The following is a 17,426-nucleotide window of genomic DNA, read 5'->3' as shown; positions in this document are numbered from 1 at the left end:
GTGTTAGAAGCGAACGTTATTACGGAACTCGTTTATGCTCCAAAACAAGCTAGAAAATTTTTCTCAAAGGGCTAACAACACCGTTTGCGCCTTGCTGTAAAACATGAGTGTATATTTGCGTTGTCTTCACATCGGAATGACTAAGTTGAGATGGCACGGTTCTGATATCTGCACCACTTTGTTGTAAATGAGTAGCAAATGAATGTCTAAAAGTGAAGCGTCTGAAATCAGTGACAACGATTGGTGGGCAAATGGGTTTAAGATGGCATATGTAAGCTCTAGATTGGAATGAGTTAGCTGAATTAGGTTTAATAGAGAAGATTAATAAACAAATATTGGACTCAGACAATGGGGCTTGGGAATATGGCCCTAATGTTGAGTTACATCAATTTGATGAGAAAGTGATAGAAAAAGGGGCTAGCGCCCCTTTTAGTTACATACTGAACAGTGTAATTATTGCGACTGCAAGATTACATAAGCCATTTAAGGTTTGTTCAGAGATTTCGATTGAAAAATGAATTTTCAAATAAAATACTCCATCAAAATGCATGAAAATCTTGCTGTACAAAAATCTTTGTTATACGCTATCTTTGCTAAATCAAGCGAAAGAAGTTTGCACAGCAAGCCCTTTTTTCGTAGCGGCATCATGTTGGCGCATGATGCCGTGACTTCATACCTTCTAGAACCCATCTTTGATAACCTGTAAATATCTAGGTTAAAACGCTGTTCACTAAAAGTACTAAATATAAAGCCATATCTCTACAAAGCAATACGATAAAGGCGTTGAAAAATATTTGCAAGAGAACAAATTTGCTCAAATTGTGGATAACTATTGGATAGTGCTACATAGTAAGTGTGTACTAACCTTTGATGATTGTTAACAATTGAACAGGGCTAATTGCAACATTAAATCCAGCCTCGTTAAATTTTTTATTTTATTTAAAAAAGTGCCTAATAAATACCCAAAAATGAGTTCGCATACGAGTAAAATACCACATATAGTGCTAGCTAATATACCTAGATACCACATGTAGTTATAGATAAAATGTACTTTCTGTATTGGTATCATTGGACTGATCTCGGCTAGTTCTTCAACACACCCGCTGCTAGTCTAGAAACATTGATTGCTTAAAATGATGAGTCTTTGTTGTAGCGAACCAAATAGGACAGGCACAAATTTATTTACTTAAAAGTAAATGAAGGAATAGAAAATTCGGATATTGGGCTATTTGTTTTGACTGACAACTTTTTTGATAGTGGAAGCGGTTGGCCATTATCTGAATTCTCTACATTTTTTATGGAGATGATGAAATCAAATAAAAAAGTTTTAATGATAAATGCAGGTGTATCGCCTGATAAGATGCACGCAATGATGAAGTCATATAAAAGCGAACCAAATAGGACAGGCACAAATTTATTTACTTAAAAGTAAATGAAGGAATAGAAAATTCGGATATTGGGCTATTTGTTTTGACTGACAACTTTTTTGATAGTGGAAGCGGTTGGCCATTATCTGAATTCTCTACATTTTTTATGGAGATGATGAAATCAAATAAAAAAGTTTTAATGATAAATGCAGGTGTATCGCCTGATAAGATGCACGCAATGATGAAGTCATATAAATACTTAACATGGAATAATAGCTCAGCGTTACCAGAAATTGTCAATGCTGTGAAAAGAGCTCTAAGTCACTACACACGGAAATTTTACTCGCTGTGCTCCTAAAATTCCGGTGAGTGAGGTAGAGGAAACCAAATGGTAAAAGAAATCAGATGGGACAGGCACAAATTATTTTTTGTTGATATTTTGGTGTATATAATATTTATGTAATTTTTGTAGTTTAGAGAAATATTGCATCTAAAATTTGACTATACATTATAGCCTAAAATTTTTAGCGTTTGAATTATCAAGTTTAGTATTGTATTCTTTATGATTATTCCACTCTTTTTACATATTAATATAATAATTAAAATAGGATATTATGAAGAAAATTTTATTGCTAAGTGTATTGTTTAGTTCTTCTGCTATTGCAAATGTACATTATGCGACAGGAAAGATCGCAGATATTGTTGTCGGGGATGATATTGCTGGCAAAGCTGTAATCTATATAGAGAACTTTTCTGAAGCCAATACATGCCCTAAATTTACGGCTAAAAACTTAGTCATCGCATCATTACCAGAAAGTAAATATTCTGACTCACTATTTAGCGCCGCATTAATGGCATATGCGTCAAACAAGGAAGTGAAAATAAGGGTCGATGAGACTAAAAGAGATGCCAATGGGTGGTGTGAAATAACCCAACTTCGCGTTAATAAGAATTTTTAATTTATCGAGTTTTTTATATTGACTCATTAATTTAAATGTTCTTTTTTTTCACCAAAACCGTGCAGTTTTACACAAAGAATAGCTCTAATCTTGGTTCCCACTAGGCCGTTAAAGTGCCAGATATATAGTTAATACCATGTAAATCATGAAGTTGCTGTTCCATTTCTTGGCTTGCCTTCAATATATTTTATTGAACCAAATGGAGTAAACTAAATAGGACAGACACAAAACTAAATAAACTAAAAGACAACCAAATGGGAAGACAACCAAATGGGACAGACACAAATTCTTTGCATAAATTACGTTGCTTGACTACTGTTTAAATATCCAGTTAAAAGTTGAGTTAAATAGATATGACAAGAGCAAGGAAAGCACTGATAGATTTGTCGTCGACGTCTTATTACCACTTGATAGCACGGTGTGTACGCCGTGCTTTTTTGTGCGGAGACGATAAGTACACAGGCAAAAACTTTGACCATAGACGGACATGGTTAATCGAGAGAGTAAAACTGCTAAGTCGTATATTTGCCATTGATATAGCAGCATATGCCGTCATGAGTAATCACTATCATTTGGTAGTCAAAGTGAATAGGCAACAAGCACTTAGTTGGTCAGATAATGAGGTAATATCTAGATGGTATAAGTTGTACAAGGGGAGTCCTATAATAGATAAGCAGCGAAACGGTAACACTCTGAGTGAGGCAGAGCAACTGCTTGTATCGGAACTGATTGAAAAGTGGCGAGCTCGGTTATACGACATCAGCTGGTTTATGAAAAACCTCAATGAATACATAGCAAAAGAAGCAAACAAGGAAGATAACTGCACGGGTAAATACTGGGAAGGGCGATATAAATCTCAAGCCTTACTTGACGAAACAGCGCTGCTCAGTTGTATGGCTTACGTGGACTTAAACCCAATTCGAGCCAACAAGGCAAATAATCTGGAGGATAGTGATTTCACCTCGATTCAAGAGCGCATCCAACACTTTAAAAACACCAAATCAAACGCAAAGAAATCAAATCTAAATGAAGCCAAGAGCCAAGTAAAACAACCTAAATCACTAAAACCGTTTGGTGCGAGGGAGCATGCAAACACAATACCTTTCTCATTAATTGACTACCTTGAGCTAGTTGACTGGACGGGCCGGCATGTTCACTCCAATAAGAGAGGATACATACCAAAAAGCATGCCCAATATTCTAGTGTCACTGAAAATTAAAGAAGTGACATGGTTGGATAGGATACAAAATTTTGGAAGACACTACGGTAACTTCGCAGGTTCGCAAACTGTGTTAAGAACACATGCCGCTAAAAATGATGTGAATTGGTATAAGGGAGTTGGTTAGTAAAAAGTAGTTTTAGCTTTGCTTTTCACACTAGACTCTTCTTGTTCAATAAAATGAAAATATTCCTGAGTTATATTTATTTCAACCATAAGGCTAATTTTAATCACGTTGCTCAGAAAATCTTAGGCTGGAAATACATTTCTTCAATTCGATTTAGCTTTAAAAAGAAAAGTGTCTGTCCTAACTTTACTTTAGCGTGTCATCGGCGTTAAATGACATTTGGGAATCCACCGTGAAATTTAAATGGTCAGTGTTATTTTCTTAAATGCCCCTCTAAACAATGATATTATAAATGCACAACGTATTTCCCTAGTTTTCAAAAATGGAAGCATTGTGGTAAATAATAATTATAACGATGACAAGCAGTAGCTATTACAAATGCCACTGGTAATAAAATATTCTCGTGTACATTTAAATGTACCGTTTAACAAAAAACTATAGTGAACAAACGTTTTAAAATTTACATATAAAAGAATAGAAAAAATGAAACTTAAAATATTAACAGCAACATCTTTTATCACGTTACTTTCTGCATGCACAACAACTGGTTATGTAGTGGAACCTGGCAAAGCGACTGCATCACTCAGAGTTATTTCGACCGAAAGCGCAAACACTGCTGTCTGGATCGATAATACCGAAGGGTGTATTAATCACAATTTCATTAAAGGAGGAGAAATAGCAGTTCTTGGTGCAAAAGCAAACCTCTTGGCTGATCGACAAGCAGGTCGAAAAATTGGCATACCGTTATACCGCTCTGAGGTTCACGAAAAGCAGCAAACAGAATTAAAAGTTGAAGCGGGTGTACCCATTTCCTTTTATTTCGCTGGAGTTTGGGTTGACGGAACAAATACGCGTATTGACGGTTATGCATACTGCGTAAAAAAAATAGGATTTACTCCTCTAGCAGGAGCCAATTACGAAGCTGAGTATTATGTAGATACTATTAATGGCAGAGAACAATGCACAATTAAGCTTTATGATATCGTCAATGATAACGGAACGTTTGTTAAAAAAGAAAATGATAACTACGTATTTACGACTAAGCCTTGTAATTAAAGACCCAAATAGTTATTGATAATTGGCCTTTAGGCTACTAACAACACTGTAGAGAAAGAGCGCAAAAAGCTTAGTTTGCGCTCCTTAGTCGCTAATTATAAAGCCAAATAGGACAGGTACAGACTTATTGCGAAGAAAAGTGTCTGTCCTATTTGTTTTCGTTCTTTGTTTCTTTCTTTTGTTTTTCTATTTGCTTTTTGTACCTATGATAGTCATATTTAGAATCCTTGTTTCAGCTTTGATAATATTTACTACAGGTTGTGCTGCTGAAAGAGTCGCTGTTGTGAAAGAAGACATATCTGTTTTTGATACAGAGTCGAAGGCCGCGTATCACGATGCAATTAATCGCCCAGCCCCTAAACCAATAGCTAAATTATATAAAGACTCTACGGTTACTGTCATTTACGATACTTATGGCAAAGACTATTGGGCGTGTCGGGTTGAGCTACCGAATAAAATCAAAGGTTGGGTGCTATGCACTTATTTAACTTTTACCCAATCAAATTAGGTACATAGCAAGTTAATCAAACATTGGACTTAAAACAGTAGGCTTGCGCTCCTTCGTCGCTCATTTTAGTCTAATATTTTCCGCCCTTTATTAAGGTGTTATGTTTACTTCAAACTCAGGTTTTAAATGGAAACAATAATGCATCAATCTTTGCTGACAGCAACGAACGCAGTTCAAAACACATAGGACAGGCACAAACTTATTGCTCCCATGTTCAGGAAAACGAGCAGCGAGCACATTTTCTTTTTCCTGAACAGTTGTATTTATAAAACCAAATGGGAAGTCATAAATTCTTTGTAAGAAGAGTATTGGACAGGTACAGACTTATCGCGAAGAAAAGTGTCTGTCCTATTTGTTTCGCTAGCTCCGATTAATAGCTACACTCTGCTTTTGACATGATACGTCACAGTAGATTGGCACAAAGCACACATTCGCCCTAACTAGAAATTATCTAAATGTGAGTTAGGGCCATCATCTATTCCTCCCTCATAACAGACACTTAAATGATTTCATAAACCCACTCCGCAAAACCATAAATCAAATACAAGAATGACTCTCTGCATCAGCAGTCATTCCCTGTGCAATCCAATGCCTGTTGCAATACAGCTTGATAAGTGCCATCTGCTTTCATTTTCAACAAGGTGTCATCAAAGCGTTTTTTCAGCTTTTCTCCTCGTCTGGTTTTTGGAAATGCGAAATAACTTGGTATGGCGTATGCGTATTCTGTATGACGTTTAATTTCATTTTGAATATCAAGTCGGCGTAATATATCCGCCCCACCCAACTGATTGCTGATCACAATATCAACACGGCCAGCCAGTAAAAGTTTAAAGCTTTGCATCCCTGAGTTTGCTTCCACGATTTTATGGATCTGTCCTTGTTTGATTGCTTGGTCAATTTCAAAGCCATAACTGACATTTCTGACCAAGCCTACACTTAACTCACTCAACTCATCAATTGTGCCAGTCAGGTTTAACTTACTATCTCGTTTACTAAAAATAGACACCGATTGATTGATCAAGACTTGCTCAGAGAACAGCATGGTTTTTTTTCGTGCTTTAGAGCTGTAAATTGTGAAAATGCCATCAGCATGGCCCGATTGGATCTCTCTAATTGCCCTACCCCATGGCATAAATCTAACTGCAATGGGCTTATCCATACGCTCGAATATCTCATTGACCATGGCAATGCCAACGCCTTTTGGCTGATTGCCTTCTAAATATTGGTAAGGAGGATATTCTAACGTCACAAACTGTAATACGCGTGCTGCAAGTGCTTGATGGCTGAACAGCAGTAATAAGCTCGCAGCAAGACAGACTGACAAGTTGCCACATTGATATTTTACTTTGAAAAAGTGCCCAGCCATTACACGCCAACTCATCATCACAGCTTAAAACTCAACCTTTAATTTGATATACGCTCTGCGCCCTCTCGGGTCGCCAGTTCTGGGATCGTAACTGCCCGCAATATCCACAAAAGGCGGGGCTTTATCCGTTACGTTTACAACCCCCACTGTGATATTTGTATTTACACCGGCTTTTATTAACTCACCCATGTCGACTTCATATTGAACATCGAGGGTATTAAACGAGCTTATTTTCTCTAAGGTGACATCATTTTCATAACTGGCGACATGGCGGAAAAACACGTTGGCACTGTGCGCTTCAAACAGCCAATTTATGCCAAAACTGCCTTTAAGTCTGGGAGTCGGATTACCAACCGTATTGCGATTAAGTTTACCAAGTCCATCGCTAACCACACCGGCGTTATCGGTCAAATCATACTCCAAGATATAAGACCCCCAAAGCTGGGGCGTGAGTCGACCAAAACGTGTATCCCACTGATACATAGCATTAAAGTCTATCCCTGATGTATCAATGGCTTCCGCATTTATGAAGCGGGTATTAACAATTGAAATTGTCCCAGCTGATGTGCGAATTACCCGCTCAGGATCGTCTGCAAAGGCATTTACAACGGCCTGATGGCTTTCCCGCGTCAGCACCTCTTTAAACGAAAAACGCCAATAATCTATATCCATGTCAAACTGGTTTACGTTCAAAGTCCCCCCGATATTCAGTGCCGTAGAAGTTTCTGGCACTAAGTCAGGGTCTCCAACGGTTCTATTCCCACCAAATGTCGTTGAGCCATCTCTAGGGTCTGTAATATTGGCAAAATTCGTTTGTACTCCTTTTAACTGATGCACAGAAGGAGCGCGGAATGACGTACTATATGACCCTCTCACAGATAGGTTTGAAGCAGCATGCCAAAGCATCGACACCTTGGGATCAGTGGTGTCCCCACCTAAGTCGCCATAATCTTCATAGCGCAGTGCAAGGCCAAGTTCTAGCTGTTCAAAAATAGGTAATCTCAATTCTGTAAATACCGCTTTGACATCGCGATCGCCTTCAACATTTTGATTACCAATTAAAAATGCGAATCTGTCTTGTTGGGTCAAGGCATCATACACAGAACGAATAGACTCTTTTCGATATTGCATGCCAAACGCCATTGCCGCAAAACCTGCGTCCATTTCAAACAATTCATCAAATGCAATGATCCCCTCGACAACTTGCATCTCAGACTCTACATTGCCGATATAATCGCCAATGATATAGTCACGGAGTTGCTCATTGGCACTTGCTTGCGGATCAAATGGGTTAAAATACAAGCACTCCCCAGCGCCTGCTACAGCACCAAGGCCTTGCCGACAGTGAATGCCGCCAAACCCAAGCAATGCAGACTGGAAGTTATCCGCTATCACGTCTTTAGGATTTAAAAACGCTTCATTTTTGGCATTCACGTAGGATACTTGCCAAAATTTATCTGTATCTATGGCCCCGTCAATCCCAAATGCAACACGGGTAGTTTGATGCGAATAAAAGTTGATTTCCGTGGGCTTGCCCACACCAAACGGTCGTCCTCGGAAGAAAATGTCTTCGTTATAGATATTATTCGAATGGCTTGCTAACACGCTGGGGGCATTTAATACCGGAAAACTCGGGGAGACTTCTCTTGATACGTCGTTATCTGCAAACCCAGCTTCAAACCACAGTTTTGTATCATCATTCCATACCCATTGTGTATGTATGTATAACTGTAGCCTGTCTTCATTAGGCACCGCTGTAATTTGGGGGGCAAAATCAAACAAACAAAACGAATTACCATTGCTACCCTGCGACACACTCCCACCATTTTGCACACAATTGGGATCCGCAACGGTGAGGCCATCAGGGTTGTCATCACTGGCAAGCGACGGGACCACAAAGCTCCCAGGGTTGCCAAAGCTACTAAACGCAGGTTGCACCCAATCGACCTCTGAGAGCACCAAACTGCTACGCTCTAAATAACTCGCAGCAACCAAAACATGCCCTGAATTACCCGTGTCACTGCCAAATACAAAATCCACTTTTGTCTCATCTTGGCTGCCATCACTCATCCGTTTGCGATATTCATACTGCATTTCACTGCCGTTTAAATCATCTCGACTAATGAAGTTCACAACCCCCGCAACCGCATCTGAGCCATAAATCGCCGATGCTCCGTCTTTGAGGATCTCAACGCGTTGAATTGCCAAGGTCGGAATAAGTGATGCCGTATCAACAAAACTGGCCCCTTGATCGGTCACAACCGCAGACACTACTTGCCGTCGTCCATTCAATAGCACCAAGGTCGATGAGACACCAAGCCCTCTTAAGTTGATATTTGAGGTCCCGACGGTAAAGTTTTGCGTTAAATTATCAGAATTATTCTGCGCGCCGGCATTAAATGGTAAGGTTTCAATAAGATCTCTGACATCATTCGCACCAATTGTCGAGAGTGCTTTTGCGTCAATACTTGCAATAGGGATAGGGCTATCAGATTGAATTGAACGTTTTAACCTTGTCCCAGTCACCGATATTTTTTCGATGTCTTGCGCGCCGAGACCTATAGCTGGTAAATACAACAACGACCCTGTGAACAACCAGCCAATAAGCCTTGCCGACTTACAATAAGACATTCCCCCTCCATTTCACACCACGTTAGTGGTATCGCAACTAAATGAATACTCTAGATAAGCATAGAAGGTTTTTGGCTATATTCTGGAAAATAATGCTGGGCACTTAAACAAGTATATTATGCTGTGACACAAAAAAGCCCAGCAATTGCTGGGCTTGAATACGATTAATTATAAATGCTTACCACATTTTAGAAATCTTGATATCCGCTGTTGCGCCATCTTCCGATTGACCAACAACTTCAAACATTAAACCAAGCTTAGGTAGTTTAGTGCCTGTCGCTGGGCGAATGTAGTTTGTATAGTCATCCCAATCAGCAAAACGTGGGTTCGCATTGGTGAACTGGTCTCTCCATACTGTTTCTAGGTAACCACCGTTTGCAAGATCAGTGCGAGTTGTTTTACCTTCATCACCTAACTGCGGTAACGTGTTAAATGGTGCATCTTTGATCTGTCTGCGGCTGTTTAGAGGTGTAACACTTCTATCCGTTACCCACTGACCTGTCGCGCTGTATTCAGTCACATATTCTAAAATTGGGTTTCTGTCCGCATCTACAATGCCAAGGAAACCATGACCTGGGTGTGCAGCAGATAGATTATCTACACTTGGTACGTCAAAGAATTCAATGATATAAGATGGGTCAACAAACCATACTAGTAGACCTTCTTCCATACCAGCATCTTTTAAGCTTGCATCGAAGCCGACATGCTGACGCCACTCTAATAGGTAGTATGGCGTGTATTGGATAGTACCATCAGATAATGATGCACTGTGTGCAAAAGTCACTTTTTCAGGGTTATTAGACGTGATCTTGTTGACCACAGTACCATTATCAGCAATAGAGATATTGTCTACAGCTACGTATGTTGCGTCACCACCAATTGCATAGTTTTCAATTGTGAAAGTCACATCGTCGAACTGCGCTAAAGGAGAAATATCATAGTTAACTGTCGTCCATTTTGCACTGGTACCACGTACTTTTCTGCCATCCGATGCCATTTCCAATTCAGCGGCATTCGAAGGGGCTAATGAGCCATAAATGCCCGCACTCGGTACACTCACCATGACTCTTAAGCCATATGCGCCATTTAGAGAAGTTGTTGAGTTAAGGTCAAAACTTAACGTCGCAGCTTCAGTGTCTTTCAATGGCTGTGGGAATGAAATCGAGCTATAACTAGTTAAATCAAATGCGTTAGCATTAAGTGGCTCATAAATTCTTTTTGTTTGCTCAGGTAAATTCACTTTAACTAAGTCATTATTCAAGCCCTTAACACCTGCTTGAGAAAACTTTACAGTGACGCCTTGGCCTGTTAACTCTGCAGCATTGATCTCTTGTGATTGGATCCAGTTACCGCCAAACTTATTTTGTAAAAATAGCTTTGCGTATGGGCTATAACCTGTTGGTTTAGTACCACCAATCGCACCACCCCAGCTACCAGATGCCATTGAAGAGTATGAAGACACTTTTGCACCCACACCACCATGTTTATCTTCAGAATAAGCAATATCATACTCATCAGGTAAACCTAAATCATGGCCTAATTCGTGCGCTAATAGACCAATAGTTGCGTCAATAGGCTGAATAACATAGCTGCCAATACGCGCTGTTTTACCAACGGTTTCATTGACCACATCTGCATTTACAACGTGTCTGTGTGACCAAATATAATTATTGAATGGGCTGTTTGGATCTGAGCGAAGTGCACGAGGTTCTGACTCTTCACCTAGTGTAGAGTGAACAATACTTAAATGATCAATTTGACCATCATTATCTAAGTCATAATCACTTAAATTAAAGTTTTCATCTGCTAATACGTTATATACAGCTTCTTTAATAAGTGCATGCGTATCAGCTTTATAATAAGGATGTGCAAATTCAGTTTTATACCAACCAAAAACACCACCTTCTACATCGAAAGAGCCACCACTTTGGTCAAGAAAGTATTCACGCATACTTGGCAATCTGTCACCACGAGGACCTACATAACCATTTTTAGAGAAAATCATCTCTTCATAATGTTCAGGTGTATAATCATCATAATAATGCTTATTTGGCGCATCTTCTGGTTTTAAAGAGTTGTGTGGAACATCTGCAAATTCCATTAAAATGGTCAATACTTTACGAGTTGTGACCTCGCCATGCCACTCACGTGTTTGTGACGTCGTATCGCCATTTTGAACGACTAAAGGCGCACTAAAATCAGCTGTTAAATTTTTATGTAAATCAGCATCTTTCTTTAACTTTTCAACTTGAACCGGATCAATAGTTACGTTTTCAGTAGAGGTTTGTGTGTGGTGAGCATGCGCTTGAGCATAACCACTTAATGCACAAATCACAGCTGCTGTAAGTGAGTTCAGCATATATTTTTTCATTATTATTTTCCAAATTATTGAGTCATTAGTGAGCCTGAGCAATGACTATTTACTTGCTCAAAACAATTAAACCCATTTTTTTTCAAAAAACAACAACAAAAACAAAATATTTAAATAAATATTCCATATAAACTTAAAAAATTTGAAATTCTGATACATTATAACAATAAATTTGTGCTTATTATAAACATAACCACCAAAACCATGAAAAAACTTTATATTTTAACAATTAAAATTTAATGAAATATAAAATTCCTGACCAATATTTATTGAGCTTTAGCGCTTCAATTTCCAAGTTTTATAAACTTCAATATTAGCCACTGTGTTATGCGATGCAGATCGAACAGAGTTAATATAATCATCCCACTATTAAAATTGAGAGGAAGACAGGTAAGAAAAAACGTGCTGATAATGACTGAAAAACAACTAAATAGATTAAAGATAATCAATAAAGTCGGTTTTATGAGTAAGCGTATCGAAAAGCTCAGTGCAGGGTAAGTCATTGTTCAGGGCACACATCACTGATATTGCCCAAATAAAAAAGTGCCTGTTGTCAGGCACTTTCTCATAGCTTAAAGGTTTAACTCTTTGATTTGTTGAGATACGCGGATCCCACTGCGTACTGCACCTTCCATGTAACCTAGATAAAGCGTATCGGTGTGCTCTCCCGCGAAATACACTCGGCCGACAGGCTGCTGGAATAACTTCCAATATTTGCTTATTTGACCTGGACCGTAAGCAATAAAGCCACCTTTTGTCCACTCTTCAGCAACCCAGTTCTGTACTTTTGTATCCACCAGATACTGCTTAGAGCCTGGATACATAACTTCGATTTCATCCAGCCTAGCATCGACGATCTGTTGATCTGTCCACTCTTTTTGTATTTGGCTGTAATCTCCAGAGGTATACGTTACGAGAATACCACCGGTTCCTTCTTGGCGCTCAGTGGTTTCCCATGTCCACCCAGTTGGAAGGCCACTCGCTACGACTGTATCTCCCCCTAAATTCTGGTCTAACCAAAAACGTTTGTTATATTGCAGCAATACTTTTGAGTGAGAACCATAGTTCATATTTCTTGCTGCATCACTCATTTCTTGGGGCAATAAAGGTGTAAACGTAATTTTGTTTAATACCGGTAATGGCACCGTCACGACAACAACATCAGCCTCGTAACTTGCGCCTGTTGTTGTTTCAATCGTTACGCGATCATTTTGCTCGCTAATACTGACAACTGGCTGACTCAAGTGGATATCACCGTCGATATTATCTGCAAAGGCTTGCGCCATCGCTCTACCACCTTTTAAGAAACGGTAACCTTCTACGTCATCATCGGATACCTGCTCATATACTTTGGCATACTGCGCTAAATGTAATAGAGACAGATCGCTTGGCTCATCAAATTCGCCTCTGACAAATTGCTCCGCAAGCAACTCAGCTTCTGGATGTAGTTGCAACCCATCAATCCAGCTTTGCACAGTCGTGAGGTCGTATTCCTTCGCTTTGTCTAAAAGCGCAGGCTCATCAGGATCAGGGACCGCATCTGCAAGTAAACTTAATTCATCATAAAAACGATTGTAATCAGCAACAATTTGCGCATCAAAATTGTTTTCAAAATCTGTGTAACTTACTAATTTACCGTCGACATAGTAAGCACCAGTCTCTATTTCGCCCCAGTAACCCGTGTCTGCAAGCTCAACATTAAACAGGCTGGCATATCGATGAATTTCTTGATGCACTGTTGGCCCATCAATAAACTCACCGCCTATTTCACCATGCTGTTGACCCATATCGTATGTACCTATACGACCACCAATTCTATCCTTTGCTTCGAGGATCGTCACCGAGTAACCTATACTCTCCAGCTCATAAGCAGCTGTCAGTCCAGACAAGCCGGCCCCCACTACCACAGCCTGATTTACTTTAGGCTCTGCTGCAGGTTTTGCCTGTTGAACTACGACCTCATTGGTATCATTGCTGCCACATGCTGATAATACTGTAGAAAATACCACAGTACTGACAATGATACGCAAAGAGTCCTTTCTCTCTGAAAACTTCATAAACACCTCTTAAACCTAAAAATCACAAAACATAAATAACAAATTTATTTAGATATATTTCAATCTATTAGCCCTTAAAATTTACCATTTTAAAAACGGGAGCACGCTATCATGACCCCAATATATTAACAAGGACAAAATGATGTTAACGTACAAACAGGTGAAAATATGCCCTTCATCTTAGAGAAACTAAAAATATTGGTTCGGTGCGATATGGAACCTACAGGGGACAAAATACTAGGATTTCTTGCTCAGCACCCACAGGCTGAAATGCACAATCTGAGGCCATTTTGACAGCGATACGCCTTTTTTCAATTAAGGCAAACGCAGCGCTTGGTAAAGGACTATGACGTTCATTCAACCTTTGCGGATCGTATTGCAGCGCAAGCAAACGAGAAAAGTTTGAACCCGGCGCGAGATGTCGCTCCGTGCCTTGATAAAGCACGAGGTCATCCACAACACATAATAAGGTATACAAGCCCTGATCTTTTTCTGGTGCGACTAAGTACTGGGTTAATTCATCAACGGACACGCCGCTGCGTAAGGCGTGATACACCTCCTGAAAGCTATCAATATAAGAGACAAACTGAAGCTGTTCGGCAAGCGCTTGTAGCCTAGTGTGCCTTTGCAAATCAGACTCCTCTGGGTGCACTTTATTTTCTATCGCGCGCCAAGGTGCCAAAGACTCCTTCAGCTTTTTCAATTCTTGTGCCTGGTTTTTGACCTCGTCTTCTTGTTGACGTTTTAACTGTTCAGCAAGTTGCTGCTGATGTTGCAATTGAGCCTCTTTGACATGTACCTCAGCACGTTTTTTATTTCCGCTTTCAAACGCATGGATTTTTATATTCATTTCCTCCTGTGCTTGCGCAAAAGATAACTGTTCACCATATCGATTCACAATATGCGCACTGGCATCAATATAATCAGGATTTAAAGTGACTAATTCAGCTCGTAGACTTTGATATTGGTCGTATAACACCTGCTCTTGTGACAAGGTTGCCTCGCTGCCACATTGTGGGTCGCCAAGCCAATCTGCTTCGCGCATGTTGCTCACAGTGACATACATAGCATCCATTAAATCAATGAGCTTGTTCTGAGTATTTTCCATCGTTCTTTTCGAGTTTTTATTTATTTAGCTGATTAGAACTTAAAATAATCATCGCTGCAATAAACGAACAGGTCCAATATAAATAAATTTATATTGGTAGGGTTAAAGATAAAAAAACCAAAGGACCCCATAAGACAAAGTTAAAATTTAAAACAAAAATCCAACCAATTGAAAAGTAACACAACAATAAATAGCATGGTAGGATATACATTGATATCTCAGCCAATATCATTGCATTTAAAATTAGCAAAAACAAAAACTTAAAATCACCATCCAATATATAAAAATTAAAGTTCAATAAATTACCAAGGGGCTGAAACGCCCCGTTTAAGGTTTATTAATGACACATATAAAATACTACCCAAGACATTATGATGATATGGAGATTTATAAAAAGCTCTTCATCATGATTGCAGAGGAAGACCAGGAAAGTATCAAAAATCAACTGGAAAAGTTACCTACCCTTGGACCAATCACAACGATATGGGAGCTATCTAAGATTGCAGAGTCAATTGCTTTACAAAACTATCTGCATTTCTGCTTTTTCTCCCAACCTGAACAACTGAAAGAAGTGATAGCCCATTGGCGAACAGTGTGTGATGTATACAGACATATGATAATTGCGGAAAAGCTACCTGTAGGAGAAAGAAAAGCCTTTCGTATTTTTGACACAGAGCTCGATTTATTTGAGGTACCAGAAGACGAGAAGCTTACTCCTGCAACATTATGCTTAATGCTAGAAATGGCCATCATTATGCGCGATAAAACATGTATAGAAATATTGCTCGACTCTATCCCTGATGAAGCTATGGAAATAAATGGAACCGATAACACGATACTCGGGCTTACGGCACACGCAAATTTCATTCACTCAGCCGTATATGGCAATAGTGAGCCTGTGACACTACTAGAAAAGTGTAATGCACTCAGCAAGCACATTTCAACAGACTATTGGTATGAATTAGGTATGTGGCAAGCACTCGATGAACTCAGAACCACACAAGACCTAGAAGCCTTTGAAGCCGCTGTGGTCGCGCAATTTACTCGACACAGTAACATGCAACGACGTGACACCGAGCTCAACACCCATATGCTGCCAAAGCAGCTCATTGCTCCAGTTTGTGTCGCTCATGATAAATATGGTTATGTGCCACAACACCAAAATGATTACTTGCCCGAGTGGTTGTTAACAGGCAAGTTTGAACACGCTATGCCCAGTTGCGATAAATAATCTATGTTGCAAAGTAGCAAAGGGGGTGACATCAAGGGTGACTCACAACGTGATGAGAAAGCACGCAGAACATACGGGCCTTCATCATGATGTACCTTGCCAGTACGGCTTTTTGCTGACAAGGACACATAAGATGTTATTTACTGCCTTGCTTTATGATCTGCTAATCGAAAGACAAGGCGGCCACTACAACCACTGTCGGCGGCACCGCATTGGATGCGAGATGTAGCTCGGTTAAACGACCAACCATAATCGTGCCAGCCCCCACGCAGTATGCCATCCAAACCATCATCTTCCATCCCTAAGATCAAAGGGTATGCTTGCAGTGGCGCAGGGTAGTCTGGTACATCATCCAACACCCACTCCGCTTGGTTACCTATCATGCCCAATAATCCAAACGCATTAGCTGGCCCCTGCTCTGCTTCGGTGAATGTTCTATACCCATCCATAGCGTCTTTGTGTCGCTCTTGTAGCGCATAATCCGGGTTTGGTTCATTTCCCCAATAAAACAAAGTATTACTTCCTGCTCTACATGCGTATTCCCATTCAATATTAGAAGGTAATGACAAATCAAGCCTCATTGCCCAGCTTTGCACAGCGTGCCTTTTCACGGCATCAATTGGGTGGTCGTCGCCGAACTGACGATGTAATCGCATGCCTTTATGCGCTATCCATACCGACTCGGTGATCGCAAAGCGGGAAATCAACATGGGGGGCACAGTCACTGATTGTCTGACGTTTTCACCGTTTTCATCCAACTCATTCGTGGGGAAGAACTCAGGCAAGTCCATCGAATAGTGATTACTCACATACTCATATTGTTGTTCATCTAAACCTGCTTGAAAATGAGTGCAACCGGGTAATAAGTGAAAGGGCATACCTGTTGCTAGGTGCTTAAATACGCCGATGCGATGTTGTAACGCTGCACAAGAAAAAGTTTCAACTGAGATGAATTCAAAGTGCTTATCCAATGCATTGCTCTGTATAAAGTCTTTAATTGCTTGATGTTGTTCTGTGTCTGAAGCTTGTCCCCAGAGATGTAGATCTTCTAAAATCATAATATTATTAGCTTTATTGTTCTTTAATGTTAGAGATAGTTCCTTTATTCTACCCTAATAATGATGTTAAAAGCATAACTAAATAACACTGCACTTCTCTTTCCATACATGTAAGCTTCGACTTTATTCCATATGCATGGTCACCAACCTCATTATTGCAATTATCGGTTTTTTATCCATTTTCCTTTCAAAAAAACCATGCAACCTGTTCAAAAAGAACCCAAAACGTAAACAATTGTAAAAATTAGAACGTTCTTTATTGTATACAAAAAGCATCAAATAATTAAAAAATGTTAATAAAGTGATTTTATAGAAAGTGAGATACCCCCGCAGATACACGCCACCCGAAAGTAACAAAAAATCCACAC

The 17,426-nt window shown here is 39.6% G+C and carries 13 protein-coding genes and 1 pseudogene; 7 read left to right on the top strand and 7 right to left on the bottom strand.

Going from position 1 to position 17,426, the window contains the following annotated elements; genetic code table 11:
• Positions 1-49 precede the first annotated feature (49 nt).
• Positions 50-217 (bottom strand): annotated as a pseudogene (locus JF50_RS27920) (tyrosine-type recombinase/integrase); the annotation flags it as partial.
• A gap of 963 nt (positions 218-1,180) precedes the next feature.
• Here JF50_RS27920 and JF50_RS27915 point away from each other — a divergent pair.
• The 6 genes from JF50_RS27915 to JF50_RS17925 all read left to right on the top strand — a co-directional run bounded on the left by JF50_RS27915 (position 1,181) and on the right by JF50_RS17925 (position 5,236).
• The gene (locus tag JF50_RS27915) at positions 1,181-1,426 is read left to right on the top strand and encodes a toll/interleukin-1 receptor domain-containing protein (RefSeq protein WP_080760283.1); all 246 of its coding nucleotides are present in this window, start codon (positions 1,181-1,183) and stop codon (positions 1,424-1,426) included.
• A complete protein-coding gene (locus JF50_RS27910; protein ID WP_080760282.1) occupies positions 1,417-1,725 on the top strand; it encodes a toll/interleukin-1 receptor domain-containing protein in 309 nt (102 codons plus the stop codon). The genes JF50_RS27915 and JF50_RS27910 overlap by 10 nt, the downstream gene beginning before the upstream one ends.
• Positions 1,726-1,981: 256 nt before the next feature.
• Entirely contained in the window at positions 1,982-2,326 is a 345-nt protein-coding gene (locus JF50_RS17940) for a hypothetical protein (protein WP_039610737.1), read from the top strand.
• 353 nt (positions 2,327-2,679) lie between these two features.
• A complete protein-coding gene (locus JF50_RS17935) occupies positions 2,680-3,672 on the top strand; it encodes a transposase (RefSeq protein WP_200890423.1) in 993 nt (330 codons plus the stop codon).
• Between the two features lie 483 nt (positions 3,673-4,155).
• A complete protein-coding gene (locus tag JF50_RS17930; RefSeq protein ID WP_039610736.1) occupies positions 4,156-4,728 on the top strand; it encodes a hypothetical protein in 573 nt (190 codons plus the stop codon).
• Positions 4,729-5,011: 283 nt separating this feature from the next.
• Positions 5,012-5,236: an SH3 domain-containing protein gene (locus tag JF50_RS17925; protein WP_039610735.1), complete on the top strand. Its 225-nt coding sequence runs from the start codon at positions 5,012-5,014 to the stop codon at positions 5,234-5,236.
• A 562-nt stretch (positions 5,237-5,798) separates the two neighbouring features.
• Here the strand turns inward: JF50_RS17925 and JF50_RS17920 are convergent.
• From JF50_RS17920 to JF50_RS17900, 5 genes are all read right to left on the bottom strand, one after another.
• Positions 5,799-6,620, bottom strand: a complete 822-nt coding sequence (locus JF50_RS17920; protein WP_080760281.1) for a substrate-binding periplasmic protein — start codon at positions 6,618-6,620, stop codon at positions 5,799-5,801.
• A 6-nt stretch (positions 6,621-6,626) separates the two neighbouring features.
• Positions 6,627-9,233 (bottom strand): TonB-dependent receptor plug domain-containing protein, encoded by a 2,607-nt coding sequence (locus JF50_RS17915; RefSeq protein WP_052262422.1) that lies wholly within the window; start codon positions 9,231-9,233, stop codon positions 6,627-6,629.
• A gap of 178 nt (positions 9,234-9,411) precedes the next feature.
• Positions 9,412-11,604, bottom strand: coding sequence for an immune inhibitor A domain-containing protein (locus JF50_RS17910; RefSeq protein WP_039610734.1), 2,193 nt, complete (start codon positions 11,602-11,604; stop codon positions 9,412-9,414).
• A 572-nt stretch (positions 11,605-12,176) separates the two neighbouring features.
• Positions 12,177-13,661 carry a flavin monoamine oxidase family protein gene (locus JF50_RS17905; protein WP_039610733.1) on the bottom strand — a complete coding sequence of 495 codons (1,485 nt, stop codon included), beginning with the start codon at positions 13,659-13,661 and terminating at the stop codon, positions 12,177-12,179.
• Positions 13,662-13,881: 220 nt separating this feature from the next.
• On the bottom strand, positions 13,882-14,769 hold the full coding sequence (locus JF50_RS17900) for a hypothetical protein (RefSeq protein WP_039610732.1): 888 nt from the start codon (positions 14,767-14,769) through the stop codon (positions 13,882-13,884).
• Between the two features lie 340 nt (positions 14,770-15,109).
• Here JF50_RS17900 and JF50_RS17895 point away from each other — a divergent pair, with 340 nt between their 5' ends.
• The gene (locus JF50_RS17895) at positions 15,110-16,000 is read left to right on the top strand and encodes a hypothetical protein (protein WP_039610731.1); all 891 of its coding nucleotides are present in this window, start codon (positions 15,110-15,112) and stop codon (positions 15,998-16,000) included.
• A 140-nt stretch (positions 16,001-16,140) separates the two neighbouring features.
• Here JF50_RS17895 and JF50_RS17890 read toward each other — a convergent pair whose 3' ends face one another.
• The gene (locus JF50_RS17890) at positions 16,141-17,058 is read right to left on the bottom strand and encodes a formylglycine-generating enzyme family protein (protein WP_039610730.1); all 918 of its coding nucleotides are present in this window, start codon (positions 17,056-17,058) and stop codon (positions 16,141-16,143) included.
• Positions 17,059-17,426 lie beyond the last annotated feature (368 nt).

It is taken from the genome of Pseudoalteromonas luteoviolacea (assembly GCF_000814765.1).
In the GTDB taxonomy this organism is placed as follows: domain Bacteria; phylum Pseudomonadota; class Gammaproteobacteria; order Enterobacterales; family Alteromonadaceae; genus Pseudoalteromonas; species Pseudoalteromonas luteoviolacea_H.
Note: the sequence above shows the minus strand (reverse complement) of the source record. Positions and strands in the feature narration are given on the sequence as shown.

What these genes read in the sequence shown, in the direction of transcription:
- JF50_RS17910 (WP_039610734.1), bottom strand. Translation starts at nt 11,604, where the DNA reads ATGAAAAAATATATGCTGAACTCACTTACAGCAGCTGTGATTTGTGCA.
- JF50_RS17920 (WP_080760281.1), bottom strand. Translation starts at nt 6,620, where the DNA reads ATGATGAGTTGGCGTGTAATGGCTGGGCACTTTTTCAAAGTAAAATAT.
- JF50_RS17915 (WP_052262422.1), bottom strand. Translation starts at nt 9,233, where the DNA reads ATGTCTTATTGTAAGTCGGCAAGGCTTATTGGCTGGTTGTTCACAGGG.
- JF50_RS17890 (WP_039610730.1), bottom strand. Translation starts at nt 17,058, where the DNA reads ATGATTTTAGAAGATCTACATCTCTGGGGACAAGCTTCAGACACAGAA.
- JF50_RS17930 (WP_039610736.1), top strand. Translation starts at nt 4,156, where the DNA reads ATGAAACTTAAAATATTAACAGCAACATCTTTTATCACGTTACTTTCT.
- JF50_RS17900 (WP_039610732.1), bottom strand. Translation starts at nt 14,769, where the DNA reads ATGGAAAATACTCAGAACAAGCTCATTGATTTAATGGATGCTATGTAT.
- JF50_RS17940 (WP_039610737.1), top strand. Translation starts at nt 1,982, where the DNA reads ATGAAGAAAATTTTATTGCTAAGTGTATTGTTTAGTTCTTCTGCTATT.
- JF50_RS17935 (WP_200890423.1), top strand. Translation starts at nt 2,680, where the DNA reads ATGACAAGAGCAAGGAAAGCACTGATAGATTTGTCGTCGACGTCTTAT.
- JF50_RS17905 (WP_039610733.1), bottom strand. Translation starts at nt 13,661, where the DNA reads ATGAAGTTTTCAGAGAGAAAGGACTCTTTGCGTATCATTGTCAGTACT.
- JF50_RS17895 (WP_039610731.1), top strand. Translation starts at nt 15,110, where the DNA reads ATGACACATATAAAATACTACCCAAGACATTATGATGATATGGAGATT.